Here is a 17181-nt window from a genome sequence, read left to right on the forward strand (position 1 = left end):
GTCAGCGTCATCAAGAGAATGAACAGAAATACCTGTCCGGAGGCAAGAGCATTTGGTATGAAATCAGCAACTGGCTCATTCTCGGAGGTATCCTCCTTGTCATATTTTTATTATTTAAATACGTTTTTTAAATAGACACACAACCGGGCGAATCCCCATATGATGCATTACATCAGTAAGCACTTGGGGAAATGGGGAATCCGGGATGGCAAAGGCAAAGGGTAAGAAAGCTCCCGCATTAAAGAGTGATAAATTACGTGTATCCATGAAGTTGGTCACATCGGATGTATGCGAGAGATGTAAGACACCATGTACACGAGGCATGGATTATGCTGCACGTATGAGAATTGAAGGAGCTTTAGGCAAGGGCGTTCCCTGTATATTGACCCGCCACACTTCTTCATAACTCTTCGTATAATCCCGTATATATAACAATAATAGATCAGGGGCATCCTTTAATGAGGATCGCCTCTATTTGTGCATTCCAAGGGGTGGAAAAAATTCTGGATAAAAAATGAAAAATGATGAAAAACAGCGCAACTTTGTGGATGAATCTGCAGTATAAATGTACAACAGCTAGCAGCAGGGGAGGGAACATTGACGGGATGAAATGGAAACGAATATTGCTTTGTGTCACGGTATTCTCCTTGCTCGGCGGGTCTTTATTGTTTGCGGATTCGGTGAACGAGAAGATTCGTGTTCTCATTAACGGCAAGGAAGCAGCTGATGGAGGTTATCTCATTGATGGAACGACCTATGTACCTGTCAGGGAAGCCGGAGGCGTCGTCAAATGGGACAGCAGTAACAAGAGAGTAACGGTGATCAAACCGAATGTACATATTTTTCTCTTTAAGGGAGACACTGTATTTGGCAACGTTAACGTGGGTAAGCTGAAATTTAATGTATTTTCACAAGTGGACAGTCTGACAGCAGATGTAGCTGCCGTGAAAGTAACAATCACTAACCCGAGCGGTCAGGTGAAGGATATCCAGTCTCAGGAGCTTACGACCCAGAAGGATAACTTCTGGTTCCGCACATATGATTTTACGTACGATTTCAGTCGTGCCGGCAAGTATCAGGTCGGCTTTCATATTAAAGAAAATGCAAACAGCAGCTACGTCCTGGTAGCGGAGAAAATCATTACAGCGCTGAACGATTGAAGCGAAAATAACCCTGTGAGTTAAATTGACCTGTGTCTTTGAACATGTTACGATATGCAAGGTTACACAATTTCTATTTATAAAGCGAGGTATTTCAATGAGCGATCACACACATGAACACGGCGATGGCTGCGGATGCGGGCAAGACCACGACCACGACCACGAGCATGAAGAAGTCCTTCTCACATTAACAGACGAGAACGGCCAAGACGTGGAGATGGTTTTGGTGGAGACGTTTGACGTGGAGAAGCATGTTTATGCGCTCCTGCTGGAACGTAACAATCCTGAAGCTGACGGCATCATCCTGCGTATGGAAGAAGAAGACGAGGAAATGGTGCTCTACAATATTGAAGACGAAGAAGAGTGGAACCGCGTTGAAGCGGCTTACAACGAACTCGTTGCATCACAAGAATAGTCATTCTTTTGGAACATAACATGAAGGCTCCTTGATCTCAGGGGGCCTTTTGTTTGTTTTTTAAGAGGTATACGAGCATTTACACTACTGGTTTAAACGACGAAATAGACGGGAAAATGCAAACTCGCTTGTCCCATAAAATAAAAACGGACCAAGCTAGGGCTTGGTCCTCTAAGTTTATCCCCTGCACGGCGCAAGGGGGGGGGTTAGAAAATGGCATCGGCTTCCACGATCACTTTAACGTTGGTTACGCTGCGATCTTCGGGTCCTTTGACGGGTAATCCAACTTCAACATGATCGATGATGTAGTCGATGTTTTCCTGGGTGATAACCTCACCCGGCAATAGGATCGGAATGCCTGGCGGATACACATAGATGAATTCTGAAATAATACGTCCTGCGGATTCCTTGAACGGAATCACTTCGGTATCACCGTAGAATGCATCACGTGGAGTCAGCATCAACTGTGGAATATCTGGAACTTTTACGACCAGTTCATGGGCCGGGTTCACTTGATAATAGGTACGGGAGAGATCCTGCAAAGCGTTCAGCAAGATATCCACACTGTTATCCGTATCTCCTGGCGTAATGAGACACAGAATATTGTACATATCACTAAGTTCGACCTCGATGTTGTAATGTTCACGCAGCCAGTTCTCTGTCTCATACCCTGTAATGCCCAGATGGCGAACATGGATCGTTACTTTGGTTGGATCATAGTTGAAGGTCGCTTCTGTACCCAGCAGCTCTCTACCGAAGCAATACAGGCCATCCATATCGTTAATCGAACGTCTGGCAAACTCAGCTAGTTCAATCGCCTTCTGTGCAATCTCACGACCGTGGAGAGCCAAGTTACGTCTTGATGTATCGAGTGAAGCAAGCAAAATGTATGAAGTTGATGTTGAGGTGAGCAGACTCAGAATCGTCTGTACACGCTGTGGATTCACGAACCCATTCTTTGTGTTCAGGTTGAGTACGGAACTCTGTGTCATGGAGCCACCAAGCTTGTGGACACTGGTTGCAGCCATATCGGCACCTGCTGCCATCGCAGACAACGGCAGATCCTCATGGAAATGAATGAGTACGCCATGCGCTTCATCAACAAGTACAGGGACTTGGTAGCTGTGTGCCAGCTCAACAATCTCTTTAAGATCGGTAACCACGCCGTAATAGGTCGGGTTAATTACAAGCAAAGCCTTGGCATCTGGATGACGCTCAAGTGCGCGACGGATAGACTGTGTAGTCACTCCATGGTCAATGCCCAGATTGGCATCTTGTGAAGGAGAAACAAATACGGGTTTGGCGCCTGAGAAAATAATCGCGGACAGAACCGATTTATGCACATTACGGGGCACAATAATTTTGTCACCCGGTGAACATACAGACAGAATCATGGTCATAATGGCACTGCTTGTGCCTTGTACACTAAAATAGGTATAATCGGCTCCGAAGGCATCTGCTGCCAAAATCTGTGCTTCCTGAATGACACCGGTTGGCTGATGCAGGTCATCCAACGGTGCGATGTTAATCAAATCTATGGAGAAGGCATTATCGCCAATAAATTCACGGAATTCGGTATCCGCTCCCAATCCTTTTTTATGGCCCGGAATATGAAACTGTACCGGATTGAGTGCCGCATGATTTTTTAAAGCGGTAAACAGCGGCGTACGGTGGTGATTCATCAGTGCTGTCACAACCCTTCCTAATAAAATTGGTAAACAAAGATGAGTATAGCAAATTAAGAACCGAATGCAACAGTATAAATCGACAATTTTTTAAATTGCCGAGATTTGGGCACATTCCCCACGGTTACACTAAGGATAGGGAATAGGCAAATGAACACCGAAAGGGGAAAAAGAATGCAAACCGATACAAAACCAGCCAAAATTTTGCGATCACCATTTTTTATCGCGATGTGGCTGACACTTTTTCTAGTTGAAATTATCAAAGGGGCTCTGTTGGTAGCTGTTCTGCCCGTGTATATGGACAATATACTGGGTCTGTCTGCAGGCGTCATTGGTGTGGCATTTGCTCTTCAATATCTGGGAGATAATCTGTTCCGGGCGCCTTCCGGCTGGGCAGCAGAACGGATCGGGTTCCGCGCAACGATGGTTACAGCATTAATCTGTACCTTAATCGCTGTTATTATGATCCTTTTTCTCAAAAGTGCCGTTGGACTGGCCATGGCCTGTCTGATTCTTGGCATTGGTACGTCACCACTCTGGCCTTGCGCCATGACAGGCGTGACGGCGATGTCAGGCCCACAGAACAAGAATGGTACAGCAATGGGGGCGCTGGAGATGGCTGCTCTCGGCGGAACGGGGCTTGGACCTATAGGCATGAACTGGCTGCTGGAGCGCACGCATCATGATTATCGCACCATTTTTCTTGTGCTGATGGGTTGTGCCATTCTCGTTATTCTGGTGGCCATGATTCTTCCTGGACGTGTCATTGTTGAAGGAGAGCATGCCGAGCAAGCAGCGAAGAATAGTGATGTGAAATATCCAGCCAAACCGAATCTGCTCACGCCGTTCATCCGGCTGCAAAAGAGTGTGAAGGACACACTGCAACGGGTACGCAGTACGCTTAATGTTAATCCACTGGTGTATCCTGCACTGTTTATGCAGTCGTTTGTCATCGGGCTGCTCAGTCCAGTAATCACGCTATATACACGCACAGACCTGCACATCTCACCGAACCTTTACAGTTTGTTGCTGATTGCAGGTGGTGGAATAACGGTCATTGCCTTGCTGCCTGTTGGTAAAATGGTAGACAGGTTTGGCACGAAACCGTTCCTGAACATTGGTTTTTTGATGGCGGCGGCGAGTCTGTTCGCATTCTCCTCCATAACATCCATTCCGGTGGTGTTTGGTGTTGTCATGCTGGTGGGCATCAGTTATGCCATGATTTTACCAGCCTGGAATGCTTTTGTAGCCACACTGATTCCCAAAGGAGAGCGGGGTGCGATCTGGGGATTCTTCCTTACATTGCAGGGATCAGGCATGGTTGTAGGCCCCATTGTTTCCGGACTGCTGTGGGACCACGTGAGCCATCCGGCCCCATTCATTGGCAGTGCCATCGTTATGGCAGGACTTGCCGTTGTGCACTTTGTGTTATCCCGCAATCCGTTTCGCACCGCTCCGGCCAAATAAGCAAAAGAAAAGGGAGTTGTACCAACCGTCTTGGTTGTGGAACTCCCTTTTTTGCGTCCGTTATATCACGATAATCGGGGGCTTGCCCCTGTGCGTCTGCGGAAAGCTACAATCCGGCGGTCCTTTTGGTGAAAAATAGTCAAATAACCAAGTACCCTTACATAAAATGAAGTATAAAATAGGGTAAGCCGATTGAGTAGAAGCGATTGAAGACGAGGGCCGGAGTTGATCCGGTACAGATGGAGGGAGTGCCGTGAATAAGAGTTATGAAGTTGAATATTGCAATCTGGAGCTGCGGTTCAACCGTCGGCATATCCAAAATTTGATCAGAGACCTTATTCGTGAGGGATATTCACTATATTGGAGCGAGGACGAATCCTTTTTTATCCTGTCAGTCCGGACCGGCCGCAAGCTGGTAAAGCTCCGCTTTCAACAGACACGTACGGGGAACTACAAGATGACTGGGGATTATATTATTAAGGATGCAAAGCTTGCAGAGTGGCTGGAGAAGCTGATTGGAGATACACGCGGGCATGCAGTTGTGAAGCGATTTAAGGATCAGCAGATGACTGTGGAGAACATTTTATTCGGTGAAGTCATTCGTCTCGTGGAAGTGTCTGGGTTCAAACAGCGTGTCATTTTTCAAAAGGAACCTGCGCCGACGGCGGAAGAGATGGAAGAAATGTTCCTCTCGCGTGAAGGCGAGGAAAGGCTCATGTTGTTGCGCATGGAAGTAGACGATGAACTGGAGCGCCTCTACACGGCCATGCAAATGGATAATATCGACAAAGCAAATGCTTGCCGTCAAGTCTTAAAACAGTTGTCTGGACATCTGTTAATGTTGGAAGGATGACAAGATAAGGCCGTATTTATGAAAATACGATGAACACCTCAGCAGATTGGGGTGTTTTCTCGTTGCGTAGCTGTGCCACGGGGTTCACTTCTATACATAAAACCGTTAAAATGGGAGTATTGTTGAGAATTTATTTCAATAAAATTAATTGGAGCAAAGGATGGAGGACCAGATGACAAAACAACAAATTGGCGTAATTGGCCTGGCTGTCATGGGCAAAAATTTGGCCCTTAACATTGAAAGCAAAGGTTTTTCAGTATCGGTATATAACCGTTCCCCGGAGAAAACCAATGATCTTCTGAAAGAAGCTGAAGGTAAAAACCTGACAGGCTCATTCTCCATTGAAGAGTTCGTAGCATCCCTGGAATCCCCGCGCAAAATTTTGATCATGGTACAAGCCGGCAAAGCGACCGACGCTACCATTGAACAACTGCTTCCTCACCTGGATGAGGGCGACATTATCATTGATGGAGGGAACGCATACTTCCCTGACACGCAACGTCGCAGCAAAGAGTTGGAAGACAAAGGCATTCGTTTCATCGGTACAGGTGTATCCGGTGGTGAAGAAGGCGCACTGAAAGGCCCTTCCATCATGCCAGGTGGGCAGGAAAGTGCTTATAAACTGGTTGAACCGATCCTGACGGCGATTTCAGCCAAAGTCGGTGACGATCCATGTTGTACATATATTGGACCTGACGGTGCCGGACACTATGTGAAAATGGTGCATAACGGTATCGAGTACGGAGATATGCAGTTGATTGGTGAAGCGTACCACTTGCTCAAATCCGTATTGAACGTTTCTGTTGAAGAGCTGCACGCAATCTTTACGGAATGGAATCAAGGAGAGCTGGATAGCTACCTGATCGAAATCACGGCAGATATCTTCTCCAAATACGATCCAGAAACAGGCAAACCAATGGTTGACGTTATTCTGGACGCGGCTGGACAAAAAGGAACAGGTAAATGGACAAGCCAAAGCGCGCTGGATCTCGGCGTACCATTGTCCATGATTACGGAATCCGTATTCTCCCGTTTCCTGTCTGCCATGAAGGACGAGCGTGTAGCAGCTAGCAAAATCCTGAATGGACCAGCGACTGAAGCGTTCTCCGGTGACAAAAAAGCATTTATCGAGAGCGTGCGTAAAGCCCTCTTTGCAAGTAAAATCGTATCCTACGCACAAGGATTTGCACAAATGCGAGCAGCTTCCGACGAGTATGGCTGGGATCTGAAATACGGCAACATTGCCATGATCTTCCGTGGTGGCTGTATCATCCGTTCGCAGTTCCTGCAAAACATCAAGGAAGCTTATGATAAAGACGCAGCTCTGAAAAACTTGCTCTTGGATCCTTACTTCCAAAACATCGTTGAGTCTTATCAAGGCGCATGGCGTGAAGTTGTAGCGTCTGCTGTAAAACAAGGTGTTCCAGTACCTGGATTCTCCAGCGCTCTTTCTTACTACGACAGCTACCGTACAGAGCGTTTGCCAGCAAACTTGCTGCAAGCCCAACGTGACTACTTCGGTGCTCACACGTTCAAACGTGTGGACAAAGAAGGTAGCTTCCACCACAACTGGATGGAGTAGTACCACATATACAAGTCTATTAGATTTGGTCAAAGCGCCCTTAAGCAGGAGCTTTGGCCTGCTAAGAGGCTCAAAAGAGGTTTGGCGTTCCGGTGATTGCCGGTTAACGCTGGGCCTCTTTTTTTACTGTAAATAAGCTCATTGGAGTTCGTTAGGTTAATGGATGATTACTGATTGAGACGTTTGGGGCTCAAAACTGCTTGAGGGTGATCTGACGTAGGCTTAGATGCCGGGAGTTACTCGATCTGTCTTGGAAGTTCTTGCGGATGGTCGAAAGGAAGTCGGTGAGGAGATGGTCTTTCCCAGTCCGCAGGGCTGTGTTATGATAGGACAAAAGTGCTCACGAATTGCTTTAATTAAAGGAGTGTACACCTTGAGCAAGTCTAACAATATTATTCTCATTGGTATGATGGGAACCGGCAAATCAACCGTCGCTGACATGCTTGCACGCGAGCTTGGTTATCGATTGATTGATGTGGACACCGCGGTGGAAAAAGAGGAAGGCTGTACGATTCCGGAACTGTTCACTGGCAAGGGAGAGACGTATTTCCGTGATGCCGAGAGCCGCATGTTATGCTCGGTGCTGGAGAAAAAGTCACAGGTCATAGCGACCGGAGGTGGCGTGGTGCTACGTTCGGATAATTGTGACGTAATGTCGAAGAATGGTTGGGTTGTTGCCCTGACTGCTGACCCGGCAGTGATTGTAGAACGTGTTAGCGGCTGTGACAATCGTCCGCTTCTTGCAGGCAATGCAGAGGAACGCATCAAGACGATTATGGAAGAACGGAAAGACGCATATCGGTTCGCACATTATACGGTGGATACAACGGAGTTATCCGCTGCTGAAGTGACTCGTTTAATTTTAGCGCATTACCGCGTCTAAGCTTGTTATCATGGAAGTTTAATAGTTGATAGGTGGTGGCAGATATAACAAAACGGGCCATATAGGCCCGTTTCTAGGAGTGGAACAGAGCAGAAGTCACAAGGTTACAAATGACTTCGCTTCTCTCCGGGTTTCTCTAGTCTTCCTGTTGCCACTGAAGCATACCGCCGACCATGTTTGTACAGCCTTCATATCCCAGTTGCTGCAGATATTCACATGCACGCTCACTGCGGTAACCGCTACGACAGATGATCACGATCTCGCCTGATTTCTCAATCTCAGACAGCCGGTCTGGAATCTGTCCAAGCGGAATATGCTTGGCTCCTTCGATCATGCCTTGCGCGACTTCATCGTCCTCGCGGACGTCTATCATCTGCAGCTTCTCTCCCGCCTGTAAACGGCGGCGCAGCTCAGACGTTTCAATTTCAGCTATTTGTGTCATATTCAGGTCCTCTTTTCTGTATGGACTTAACGCTATAATGATACCCAAGCGATGCACGGAATGTCAATTTGGCCACAATATAATCAATGAAGGAGAATTTCATCCATGGACGTTATTGTTAAACCAACCCCCACGCTGAACGGGGAAATCGGGGCTCTGTCCTCCAAAAACTACACTACCCGCTATTTGCTGGCTGCTGCGCTGGCAGAAGGCACAAGTACCATCCATTTCCCGGCACACAGTGAAGACAGTGATGCCATGCGCAGATGTATTCGTGATCTGGGGGCAGTACTTGAAGAAGACGACAGTAAGATTGTAATCCAGGGTTTTGGCAGTCATCCCCGTGATGTGCGTGAATTAAATGTTGGGAATGCGGGTGCTGTACTTCGTTTCCTGATGGGCGTTACAGCGCTCTGCCCTGACGTTACATTTGTGAATACGTACCCGGATTCACTGGGCAAACGCCCCCATGATGACCTGATCGATGCGCTTGGCCAATTGGGTGTGGATGTACAGCACGAACAAGGACGCTTGCCAATTACAATCAAAGGTGGCAATGCCAAGGGTGGACACATTCGTGTATCCGGCTCCGTCAGTTCCCAATATCTGAGTGCATTACTGTTTGTTACACCTTTGCTTGCAGAAGACAGCACCATTGAAGTGCTGAATGACCTGAAGTCCAAGGTCGTTATCGGACAGACGCTGGAAGTGCTGGAGCAGGCAGGCATCGTTATCCATGCAAGTGATGATTACATGTCCTTCCGTGTACCAGGTGGACAGGCTTACCAGCCGACAACCTACACGGTTCAAGGGGACTACCCGGGCTCGGCAGCCGTTCTTGCCGCAGCAGCGGTTACACAGTCTGATGTGAAAATTCTGCGCCTGATGGAGCAGAGCAAACAGGGTGAACGTGCCATCGTTGATGTGCTGCGCATGATGGAAGTGCCCTTGACACATGAGAACGATGTTGTACACGTTCAAGGTAATGGCAGACTGAAAGCGATCGAATTCGACGGGGATGCCGCGACGGATGCTGTTTTGGCTATGGTAGCCGCAGCTGTGTTTGCGGAAGGCACGTCACGGTTCTATAATGTAGAGAACCTGCGTTACAAGGAATGTGACCGAATCACCGATTACTTGAACGAACTGCGGAAGGCAGGAGCGAACGTTGAAGAGCGTCAAGCTGAGATTATCGTACATGGACGTCCAGAAGGCGTTGAAGGTGGCGTTGAGATTAACGCTCACTACGATCATCGCGTAATTATGGCGCTCACTGTCGTTGGTCTGCGTTCCAAGGAGCCGCTTCGTATTCGGGATGCACACCATGTAGCCAAGTCTTATCCGCAATATTTCGATCATTTGCAGGCGCTTGGCGCCTCGGTTCAATGGGTAAAAGAGTAAATAACTGAAAACCTGTTTTTTGAACACGCACTTTAATCAGAAAAGGATGGTGCTTGAACATGGAATTTAACAACCCTACTCGTGAAGAAATTGGACAACTTTTGCGCAAGGCAGGCAACATCGCAGTCGTCGGCTTATCAGACAAATCAGATCGCACTTCCTATATGGTGGCAGAAGCCATGCAGAGCAGAGGTTATCGCATCATCCCGGTTAATCCACAGGTGCAAGGTGAAATCCTTGGCGAGACGGTATATGCCACACTCGCGGATATTCCAGAGCCGGTAGACATTGTCAATGTGTTTCGTCGCGAAGAGTTCTGCGCGGATGTCGCTCGTGACGCCGCTGCCATCAAAGCAAATGTGCTGTGGCTGCAGCTAGGCATCCATAGTGATGAAGCGGTCCAGATTGCTGCAGAGAACGGCATGACAGCGGTAACGAATCGTTGTATCAAGGTAGAGGATTCCATCGTTCTGCGCGGCGCAGGGCGCGGCTGAGAGGCTCGTTCACCTGTGATCGAATGATCTCCTGATCTGAACCAATTGAATGATTATAGGATGAATCCCGTTAACTTGAAGTTGACGGGATTTTTTCTGTTCTATTTTTGCCGTATTCATTACCAATTGGTTACTGTTTTGCTTTGACAAAACGTTGCGTAAAGCTTACCATCTAGGATAGAAAGGAGAGGTCGCCATGAATTGGCTCGGATCCTTGCAGCAGCTCGGACGAGCGGTAATGCTGCCTACAATGGTCCTGCCCGCCGCCGCAATTTTGCTCAGTGTTGGCAGTCTGCCTTGGGACGCCTGGGGATTGGATATTGTCGGTGAAGTGTCTACCGTGGCCGGACACGGTATTTTTTATTTCTTACCGTATCTGTTCGCTGTCGGTGTAGCACTGGGACTCTCCAACCAGGCCGGACAAGCGGGACTTGCTGCTCTGGCTGGTATCGTGATATATGATCAGGTGACTCGGAACTTCGGGGATGGCACCGTCCAGCCCGCTTCCTTAATCGGAATCATACTCGGCGCGCTTGCCGGTGGGATGCATAATCGGTTTAAAAGCATTAAACTGCCTGAAATTTTACAATTTTTTGGAGGTTCAAGGTTTGTTTTGCTCATCGTCGGACTCTGTTCGGCATTGTTCTCCTGTTTTATGTTATGGCTCGCTCCGATCCTACAGCATGGATTGAACGGCATTGCTACCTGGGAATACAGTCTCGGGGGTTTTGGACTGTTCATCTACGGGGTGTTATACAGGGTGCTGGTCGCTTTTGGGCTTCATCACCTGCTTAACAATGTGTTTTGGTTCCAGTTAGGGACGTTTGAAACGCCTGATGGTAACATTGTGCAAGGGGATTTGCCCCGATTTTTTGCAGGTGATCCAACAGCAGGATTCTTTATGGCGGGTTTATTTCCCATCATGATGTTTGCCATTCCGGCAATAGCCTTTGCTATTATTCAGGAAGCCAGGGAAGATCTGAAACCAAAAATCAAGAAAACTTTTCTGACATCGGCACTCGTTTGTTTTCTAACCGGGGTATCGGAACAGATTGAGTTTGCTTTTTTGTTCGCAGCACCTTATCTGTTCATCGTGCATGCAGTGATGTCCGGCGTTGCCATGTGGATTAGTTACTGGCTTGATATCCGGCATGGATTTTCTTACTCCGCAGGTATTATTGATTACATACTCAATTTCCATCTATCGGAGAATGCTTGGAAGCTCATTCCGATTGGCATACTATATGGGCTGGTTTACTACTTTCTGTTCCGATGGGCAATTCGTACGTTCAAGATTCCAACACCAGGACGTGAAGAGGGCTCCATGCTGGAAGATTGGGTAGGTAACATTCCTTATCAGGCACCTTTAATCCTCGAAGCATTGGGCGGGAAGAGTAACATTGTACAGGTTGAAGCATGTATTACACGTCTTCGTCTGACTGTGCATGATGACCGCTTGATCGACACGGGTGCCATGAAGAGTATGGGGTCTGCTGGACTGATCAAGCTGGGTGGCGGTAACGTACAGGTGGTATTCGGGACCTACTCGGAATTGATTCGGGAAGAAATCGCGAAGCTGCTGGAAAGAGATCTGCAACAAGTTCTGTTCTGTGCCCCCGTTCAGGGCAAAATGCTCCCGATTGAAGAGGTGCCGGATCAGATCTTTGCAGCCAAGCTTGTCGGTGATGGTGTAGCCTTTGTTCCGGAAAAGGGAGAGCTGGTCTCACCCGTGTACGGAACGATTATGCACTTGTACCCGACCATGCATGCCTTGGGTATTTCTACCCGTGAGGGGCTTGAAGTGTTACTGCATATCGGCATCGATACCTCTCAGTTGAAAGGCCATTTTGAAGCTTTTGTTCAGGAGGGCGATACGGTGGAGCCAGGGCAGTTGTTGATCAAGTTTGATCTGGCAGTACTCCGCGAGCAAGCGGCGTCACTGACAACACCAATGGTAATTACGAATCCGGATCGTGTAAAATCATGGAGTTTTGCTCCATTTAAGCAAGTTAAGAAAGGTCAGGCATCCGTTATGTCCGTGGTGCTCTATGACAGGAACGTTGGAGGGGTAGAATGAAGATACAAGGCATCAACGCAGCTGCAGGCATAGCCATCGGCAAAGCATTTGTCCTGCCCAGTTGGGAATGGGATCTGCCGGATCAGAAGATGGATTCGGTGGATCTCGCCCAAGAGTTCGAACGGCTGTATGAGGGCATACGGACATCAAAGGATGAGATCGAATATATCAAAAATGAGTTCAAGGAAGTCGTTGGTCCAGAGGAGTCCAGTATCTTTGATGCACATCTGGCAATCCTGGAAGATCCGGTATTCATGAACGAAATTCGCGGCATTATCGAACGTCAGTACAAGGCGGCAGAAGTGGCGGTCAAAGAAGCCATTGACCACTTTGTCACGATGTTTGACTTGCTGGAAGATGAGTATATGAAGGAGCGGGCCATTGACATCAAGGATGTGGGTAACCGTCTGCTCAAGCATTTGCTCGGTGCACCGGAGATTACACTTCCTTCGGATACCCAGCCGTATGTACTCGTTGCCAAAGAACTGTCGCCATCTCAACTGGCGCATCTGAATCCCACCCATGTACTAGGCATTGTGACCTTGATTGGTGGGAAAACATCACATTCCGCGATTATGGCTCGTGCCCTTGGCATTCCTCTCGTTTCCGGTCTGGAAGCGAGTCTTGGCATGCCGGTAGAGACAGGGGATATGCTTGTTGTGGATGGTGACAATGGCTTGGTATTTACGGACCCGGATCGCAAGACCATTGAACGGTATACCATGCTTCGCAGCAAGCAACTGAAGAAAAAGGAACAACTTCAAGTCCTTGCTACCGTGGATGCCGTAACCAAAGATGGGGCCGTTTTGCACTTAGCTTCCAATATCAGTTCGGTGAAGGAATTGGACCTTGCTTTGAAACAAGGAGCCAAAGGTGTGGGCTTGTTCCGAACAGAGTTTTTGTATATGGACCGTGCTACGTTCCCGGGTGAGCAAGAACAGTATGAGGTCTACCGTCTTGTGGCAGAGAAAACAGCAGGACAATCCGTTGTTATTCGTACACTGGATATCGGTGGTGACAAGCAACTCGATTATTTTGAACTGCCGGAGGAAGACAATCCGTTTCTGGGTTACCGTGCCATTAGGATTAGTCTCGACCGCAAGGATCTGTTCAAAACACAGCTTACAGCCATTCTGCGCGCCAGCGCTGCCGGAAATGTCAAAATCATGTACCCGATGATCTCTTCGGTGGAAGAACTTCAGCAGGCCAATGAGATTCTTCGTGAGGCGATGTCCGATCTGGACGAGCGGGGATTATCATACGACCCTCACATTCAGGTGGGAATTATGATCGAAGTTCCTGCAGCGGTGATGATTGCTGATCTGCTCGCAGAGGAAGCTGATTTCTTCAGTATTGGTACGAACGATCTGGTTCAATATGTACTGGCAGTAGATCGAATGAATGAGCAGATTGCTCATATGTATCACCCCTATCATCCGGCTGTTCTGCGGATGCTTCGTGCGACAGCAGATGCGGCTCATACGGCTGGAATTGATGTCAGTGTGTGCGGAGAGATGGCAGGGGACGAACGTGCCATTCCGCTTTGGTTGGAGCTTGGCATTCGCCACTTGAGTATGTCTCCACAATCCTTGTTACGTGTGAAGCACAGAGTGCTGAACACAACAGCATCGGCCGCTAAAGAAGAAGCGCGAAAGTGCTTCGCCTTACGGACCAGCGGAGATATTGAGGAGCGACTGCAAGTCTTTAATGACTCCACGGGAAGTCCGGATGAACAAAGTGGTTCGAACGCATCGTGATTAGGATAACTGGATATAAATACCTTTAAGTTAATATATTTACATTTGTGATAATTATTTGTTGTAAATCTTGTTATATAAAATAACCCCACTGTGCATGAGAGCACAATGGGGTTGTTTTTATTTGTCAGCGAGTGCATCACAGAATGCCTTGCCATAAGGGGGGAGGTCAGGCGGACGGCGTGCTGAGATGATATGTCCATCAACAACTACCGCTTCGTCTTTCCAGATAGCACCTGCATTTTCCATGTCATCCCGAATGCCTGGTGTAGAGGTTACTGTAACCCCGTCCAGAATTTTGGCAGAAATTAGCACCCAGCCCGCATGACAGATCTGTCCTATCGGTTTCCGGTCTGCATTCATTTCCTTTACAAGCTCCAGTACTTTGGGATAACGACGCAGCTTGTCTGGCGCCCAGCCGCCTGGCACGAGAATGCCATCGTAATCTGAACTGTCGAGTTCATCGAAACTGTATTCGGCTTCAGCAGGCACACCGTATTTGCCAATATAGGTTTTTCCTTTTTTCTCTCCAGCAAGATGCACTTCTGCACCTTCTTCACGAACCCGATGTACAGGGTACCACAATTCCAAATCCTCGAATTCTTCATCGACCAGAGCGATGACTTTTTTACCGGTTAATCTCATGTCCATCTCTCCTTTTTGCGGTGATTAGGTCTGTTGCGTCTTTAATTGTAACAGATTCTCCAAGGGACTTCATGGAAGTGCATGTTCAGTTTGGAGGAAGCGATTACAAGTCAGTAACTGCCTGCATTCGACAACCTTCAACTGGAGGGAGTGGTAATTTGTGCAACCTTTCGTTTATAGCAGGATTTGAGCCGAAATAGGTCGAATGGTACTTATATAGAGTATAGAACGAATGAGGTGATGGTGGTGCGCAAGTCGTGCAGATGTGGACATGTAATGGAGTTGGAATTAAGAACAGTGGTATACGCCAAAAAAGTAGAGATTCGAAACGTACCTGTATTTGCGTGTACAGACTGTGTATCATACGAAGTGCTTCCGCCGGTCAAGCCGGACCTAACAGAATGCATTAACACATTGGGTGAACAACCCGTGAAGCAAGACGTATCTTTTGGTGAACGTAATGAATTGGCAGACCTGTTTCATGAGCTACTGCTGACCTGGCCGGATGCGACTGATCGGGAGATGGAGCATCGAATGCAGCAAGCAGTGGAGGAACGTATCAATCTGTTGCTGGACATTATGGGTTACGCAACGAAGTCTGGTGATGCAGCGTGGATGGAGACCACGGAGCGCAGATTAAGTCAATTATCCGGATTTGTGTGGCAGGAGTACTTCTCAAATGCTGTCTAATTTTGACGTGTAAAATGCTTGTTTTCATGAAAATTGGCTTTTTCGCGCACTTTTTGTTAAGATATCGAAGAGTGAAAACGCTCAACTTAGCGGTATTCCTGGTAAAGGGGGATGTATATCTAATGGCTGACATGACTAAAATGACAAGTATTGAACAGCTAAACTCCGCAGTGGAGGCTACCAAGGATCAACCCTTGCTTCTGTTTAAGCATAGCACGCGCTGTCCGATCAGCTCAAACGCTTATCAGGAGATGAACGATTATTTGCTTAACAATGCCAATGAACAAGTGAAATATGGCATCATCTATGTTGTGGAAGATCGCCCGGTATCGAATGAAGCAGCAGACAAGCTGGGTGTTAAGCACGAATCTCCACAGGCGATCCTGATCAAAAAGGGAATTCCTGTATGGCATACTTCCCATTCAGATATTACTAGAACCACACTTACGAATGTTTTGAGTGAGTCCTAAAGCCTATTTTAATTGATTAATGCAAAAATTTGTCGTAATATAAATCTTAATGAAAATGGTATGAAAATTTACTGGTAATGGAGAGAAGTACTGTGACGGTAACCATTTATGATGTGGCACGTGAAGCTGGAGTGTCTATGGCAACGGTATCACGGGTAGTTAATAATAACCCTAATGTCAAACCGCAAACGCGGAAAAAAGTATATGAAGCCATCGAACGGTTGGGATATCGTCCGAATGCGGTAGCCAGAGGTCTGGCAAGCAAGAAGACAACCACGGTCGGGGTCGTTATTCCAGATATTTCGAACTCAACCTTCGCGGAGATTGCCCGCGGAATTGAAGATATTGCGAATATGTATCACTACAATATTATTTTGTGTAATGCAGATAAGAAGAAAGAAAAAGAAATTCGTGTTATTAACACGTTGCTCGAAAAACAAGTAGACGGACTGCTCTTCATGGGCGGAACAGTAACGGACGAACACATTCAGGCGTTCCAGTCTGCGGCTGTGCCGATCGTACTTTGTGCAACAAGTGATGAGAAGGGCACATTCCCTTCGGTGGATATTGACCATGAGGCGGCTGCGTTTGATGCGGTAAACACCCTGATTCGTCATGGACACAAGGAAATTGCGATGATCAGTGGTACACTGCAAGATCCGGCGAATGGATATGCCCGTTTCCAAGGTTACAAAAAAGCACTGGAAGCAGCGGGGATTGAATACCAGGAGGATCTTGTTCGAATCGGTAACTATCGATATGAATCCGGTGTGGAAGCAATGAAATATTTCCTTGGACTCAAGAAAAAACCATCAGCTATCTTTGCTGCTACAGATGAAATGGCCATTGGTGCCATTCACAGCATTCAGGATGACGGTCTGAAAGTACCGGATGACTTCTCCATTATTAGTGTGGATAACATCCGTATGGCTTCCATGGTGCGTCCTCAGTTGACAACAGTGGCTCAGCCAATGTACGACCTTGGCGCAGTAGCGATGCGTTTGCTGACCAAGTTGATGAAGAAAGAAAATGTGGAGAACCCACGGGTTATTTTGCCGCATGAAACGATTCTTCGTCTGTCTGTAAGTCACGCAGATGTAGTTTAATCGGGATTATATACAGTAAGGGAGAAGTCATTCTCTCTACATAGTGGATATGCG

Annotated in this window: 16 protein-coding genes; 13 read left to right on the top strand and 3 right to left on the bottom strand. The window is 47.4% G+C overall.

The features are described from left to right. Positions 1 to 605 precede the first annotated feature (605 nt). Entirely contained in the window at positions 606 to 1160 is a 555-nt protein-coding gene (locus ACDJ59_RS05225; RefSeq protein WP_036614723.1) for a copper amine oxidase, read from the top strand. 97 nt (positions 1161 to 1257) lie between these two features. Then, positions 1258 to 1575, top strand: coding sequence for a DUF1292 domain-containing protein (locus ACDJ59_RS05230; protein WP_036614722.1), 318 nt, complete (start codon positions 1258 to 1260; stop codon positions 1573 to 1575). A gap of 206 nt (positions 1576 to 1781) precedes the next feature. On the opposite strand, the gene ACDJ59_RS05235 is transcribed toward ACDJ59_RS05230, so the two are convergent. Further along, the gene (locus tag ACDJ59_RS05235; protein WP_026080977.1) at positions 1782 to 3257 is read right to left on the bottom strand and encodes an aminotransferase class I/II-fold pyridoxal phosphate-dependent enzyme; all 1476 of its coding nucleotides are present in this window, start codon (positions 3255 to 3257) and stop codon (positions 1782 to 1784) included. Between the two features lie 177 nt (positions 3258 to 3434). Between ACDJ59_RS05235 and ACDJ59_RS05240 the strand changes: the two genes are divergently transcribed. From ACDJ59_RS05240 to ACDJ59_RS05255, 4 genes are all read left to right on the top strand, one after another. Continuing rightward, positions 3435 to 4727 carry an MFS transporter gene (locus ACDJ59_RS05240; protein ID WP_282320796.1) on the top strand — a complete coding sequence of 431 codons (1293 nt, stop codon included), beginning with the start codon at positions 3435 to 3437 and terminating at the stop codon, positions 4725 to 4727. Between the two features lie 253 nt (positions 4728 to 4980). Further along, positions 4981 to 5580 carry a hypothetical protein gene (locus tag ACDJ59_RS05245; RefSeq protein WP_413407880.1) on the top strand — a complete coding sequence of 200 codons (600 nt, stop codon included), beginning with the start codon at positions 4981 to 4983 and terminating at the stop codon, positions 5578 to 5580. Positions 5581 to 5752: 172 nt separating this feature from the next. Next, positions 5753 to 7162: an NADP-dependent phosphogluconate dehydrogenase gene (gene gndA, locus ACDJ59_RS05250; RefSeq protein ID WP_413407881.1), complete on the top strand. Its 1410-nt coding sequence runs from the start codon at positions 5753 to 5755 to the stop codon at positions 7160 to 7162. 373 nt (positions 7163 to 7535) lie between these two features. Continuing rightward, positions 7536 to 8045 carry a shikimate kinase gene (locus ACDJ59_RS05255; protein WP_255319713.1) on the top strand — a complete coding sequence of 170 codons (510 nt, stop codon included), beginning with the start codon at positions 7536 to 7538 and terminating at the stop codon, positions 8043 to 8045. A gap of 136 nt (positions 8046 to 8181) precedes the next feature. Here the strand turns inward: ACDJ59_RS05255 and ACDJ59_RS05260 are convergent, their stop codons facing one another. Beyond that, on the bottom strand, positions 8182 to 8487 hold the full coding sequence (locus ACDJ59_RS05260) for a rhodanese-like domain-containing protein (protein WP_017687407.1): 306 nt from the start codon (positions 8485 to 8487) through the stop codon (positions 8182 to 8184). Between the two features lie 105 nt (positions 8488 to 8592). Here ACDJ59_RS05260 and aroA point away from each other — a divergent pair, with 105 nt between their 5' ends. The 4 genes from aroA to ptsP all read left to right on the top strand — a co-directional run bounded on the left by aroA (position 8593) and on the right by ptsP (position 14216). Beyond that, complete coding sequence (gene aroA / locus ACDJ59_RS05265; protein ID WP_047843705.1) at positions 8593 to 9888, top strand: 3-phosphoshikimate 1-carboxyvinyltransferase; 1296 nt, start codon at positions 8593 to 8595, stop codon at positions 9886 to 9888. Between the two features lie 59 nt (positions 9889 to 9947). After that, on the top strand, positions 9948 to 10382 hold the full coding sequence (locus ACDJ59_RS05270) for a CoA-binding protein (RefSeq protein WP_017687409.1): 435 nt from the start codon (positions 9948 to 9950) through the stop codon (positions 10380 to 10382). A 196-nt stretch (positions 10383 to 10578) separates the two neighbouring features. Further along, on the top strand, positions 10579 to 12459 hold the full coding sequence (locus tag ACDJ59_RS05275; RefSeq protein WP_036674872.1) for a glucose PTS transporter subunit IIA: 1881 nt from the start codon (positions 10579 to 10581) through the stop codon (positions 12457 to 12459). Next, positions 12456 to 14216 carry a phosphoenolpyruvate--protein phosphotransferase gene (gene ptsP, locus ACDJ59_RS05280; RefSeq protein WP_413407882.1) on the top strand — a complete coding sequence of 587 codons (1761 nt, stop codon included), beginning with the start codon at positions 12456 to 12458 and terminating at the stop codon, positions 14214 to 14216. The genes ACDJ59_RS05275 and ptsP overlap by 4 nt, the downstream gene beginning before the upstream one ends. A gap of 120 nt (positions 14217 to 14336) precedes the next feature. Here ptsP and ACDJ59_RS05285 read toward each other — a convergent pair whose 3' ends face one another. After that, on the bottom strand, positions 14337 to 14861 hold the full coding sequence (locus tag ACDJ59_RS05285; RefSeq protein WP_036674874.1) for a type 1 glutamine amidotransferase domain-containing protein: 525 nt from the start codon (positions 14859 to 14861) through the stop codon (positions 14337 to 14339). A gap of 276 nt (positions 14862 to 15137) precedes the next feature. Between ACDJ59_RS05285 and ACDJ59_RS05290 the strand changes: the two genes are divergently transcribed. The 3 genes from ACDJ59_RS05290 to ccpA all read left to right on the top strand — a co-directional run bounded on the left by ACDJ59_RS05290 (position 15138) and on the right by ccpA (position 17127). Further along, positions 15138 to 15551 carry a hypothetical protein gene (locus ACDJ59_RS05290; RefSeq protein WP_413407883.1) on the top strand — a complete coding sequence of 138 codons (414 nt, stop codon included), beginning with the start codon at positions 15138 to 15140 and terminating at the stop codon, positions 15549 to 15551. A 122-nt stretch (positions 15552 to 15673) separates the two neighbouring features. Then, positions 15674 to 16021: a bacillithiol system redox-active protein YtxJ gene (gene ytxJ / locus ACDJ59_RS05295; RefSeq protein WP_036674876.1), complete on the top strand. Its 348-nt coding sequence runs from the start codon at positions 15674 to 15676 to the stop codon at positions 16019 to 16021. A gap of 92 nt (positions 16022 to 16113) precedes the next feature. Beyond that, positions 16114 to 17127: a catabolite control protein A gene (gene ccpA, locus ACDJ59_RS05300; protein WP_036614690.1), complete on the top strand. Its 1014-nt coding sequence runs from the start codon at positions 16114 to 16116 to the stop codon at positions 17125 to 17127. Positions 17128 to 17181: the final 54 nt, after the last annotated feature.

Origin of the sequence: Paenibacillus amylolyticus, assembly GCF_047302515.1 — a bacterium.
GTDB classification, from domain to species: Bacteria; Bacillota; Bacilli; order Paenibacillales; family Paenibacillaceae; genus Paenibacillus; species Paenibacillus amylolyticus_G.

Bases quoted from the DNA above. Each gene is read 5' to 3' on its own strand.
- ACDJ59_RS05225 (WP_036614723.1), top strand. From the start codon at position 606: ATGAAATGGAAACGAATATTGCTTTGTGTCACGGTATTCTCCTTGCTC.
- ACDJ59_RS05230 (WP_036614722.1), top strand. From the start codon at position 1,258: ATGAGCGATCACACACATGAACACGGCGATGGCTGCGGATGCGGGCAA.
- ACDJ59_RS05235 (WP_026080977.1), bottom strand. From the start codon at position 3,257: ATGAATCACCACCGTACGCCGCTGTTTACCGCTTTAAAAAATCATGCG.
- ACDJ59_RS05240 (WP_282320796.1), top strand. From the start codon at position 3,435: ATGCAAACCGATACAAAACCAGCCAAAATTTTGCGATCACCATTTTTT.
- gndA (WP_413407881.1), top strand. From the start codon at position 5,753: ATGACAAAACAACAAATTGGCGTAATTGGCCTGGCTGTCATGGGCAAA.
- ACDJ59_RS05260 (WP_017687407.1), bottom strand. From the start codon at position 8,487: ATGACACAAATAGCTGAAATTGAAACGTCTGAGCTGCGCCGCCGTTTA.
- aroA (WP_047843705.1), top strand. From the start codon at position 8,593: ATGGACGTTATTGTTAAACCAACCCCCACGCTGAACGGGGAAATCGGG.
- ACDJ59_RS05270 (WP_017687409.1), top strand. From the start codon at position 9,948: ATGGAATTTAACAACCCTACTCGTGAAGAAATTGGACAACTTTTGCGC.
- ACDJ59_RS05275 (WP_036674872.1), top strand. From the start codon at position 10,579: ATGAATTGGCTCGGATCCTTGCAGCAGCTCGGACGAGCGGTAATGCTG.
- ptsP (WP_413407882.1), top strand. From the start codon at position 12,456: ATGAAGATACAAGGCATCAACGCAGCTGCAGGCATAGCCATCGGCAAA.
- ACDJ59_RS05285 (WP_036674874.1), bottom strand. From the start codon at position 14,861: ATGAGATTAACCGGTAAAAAAGTCATCGCTCTGGTCGATGAAGAATTC.
- ACDJ59_RS05290 (WP_413407883.1), top strand. From the start codon at position 15,138: ATGGAGTTGGAATTAAGAACAGTGGTATACGCCAAAAAAGTAGAGATT.
- ytxJ (WP_036674876.1), top strand. From the start codon at position 15,674: ATGGCTGACATGACTAAAATGACAAGTATTGAACAGCTAAACTCCGCA.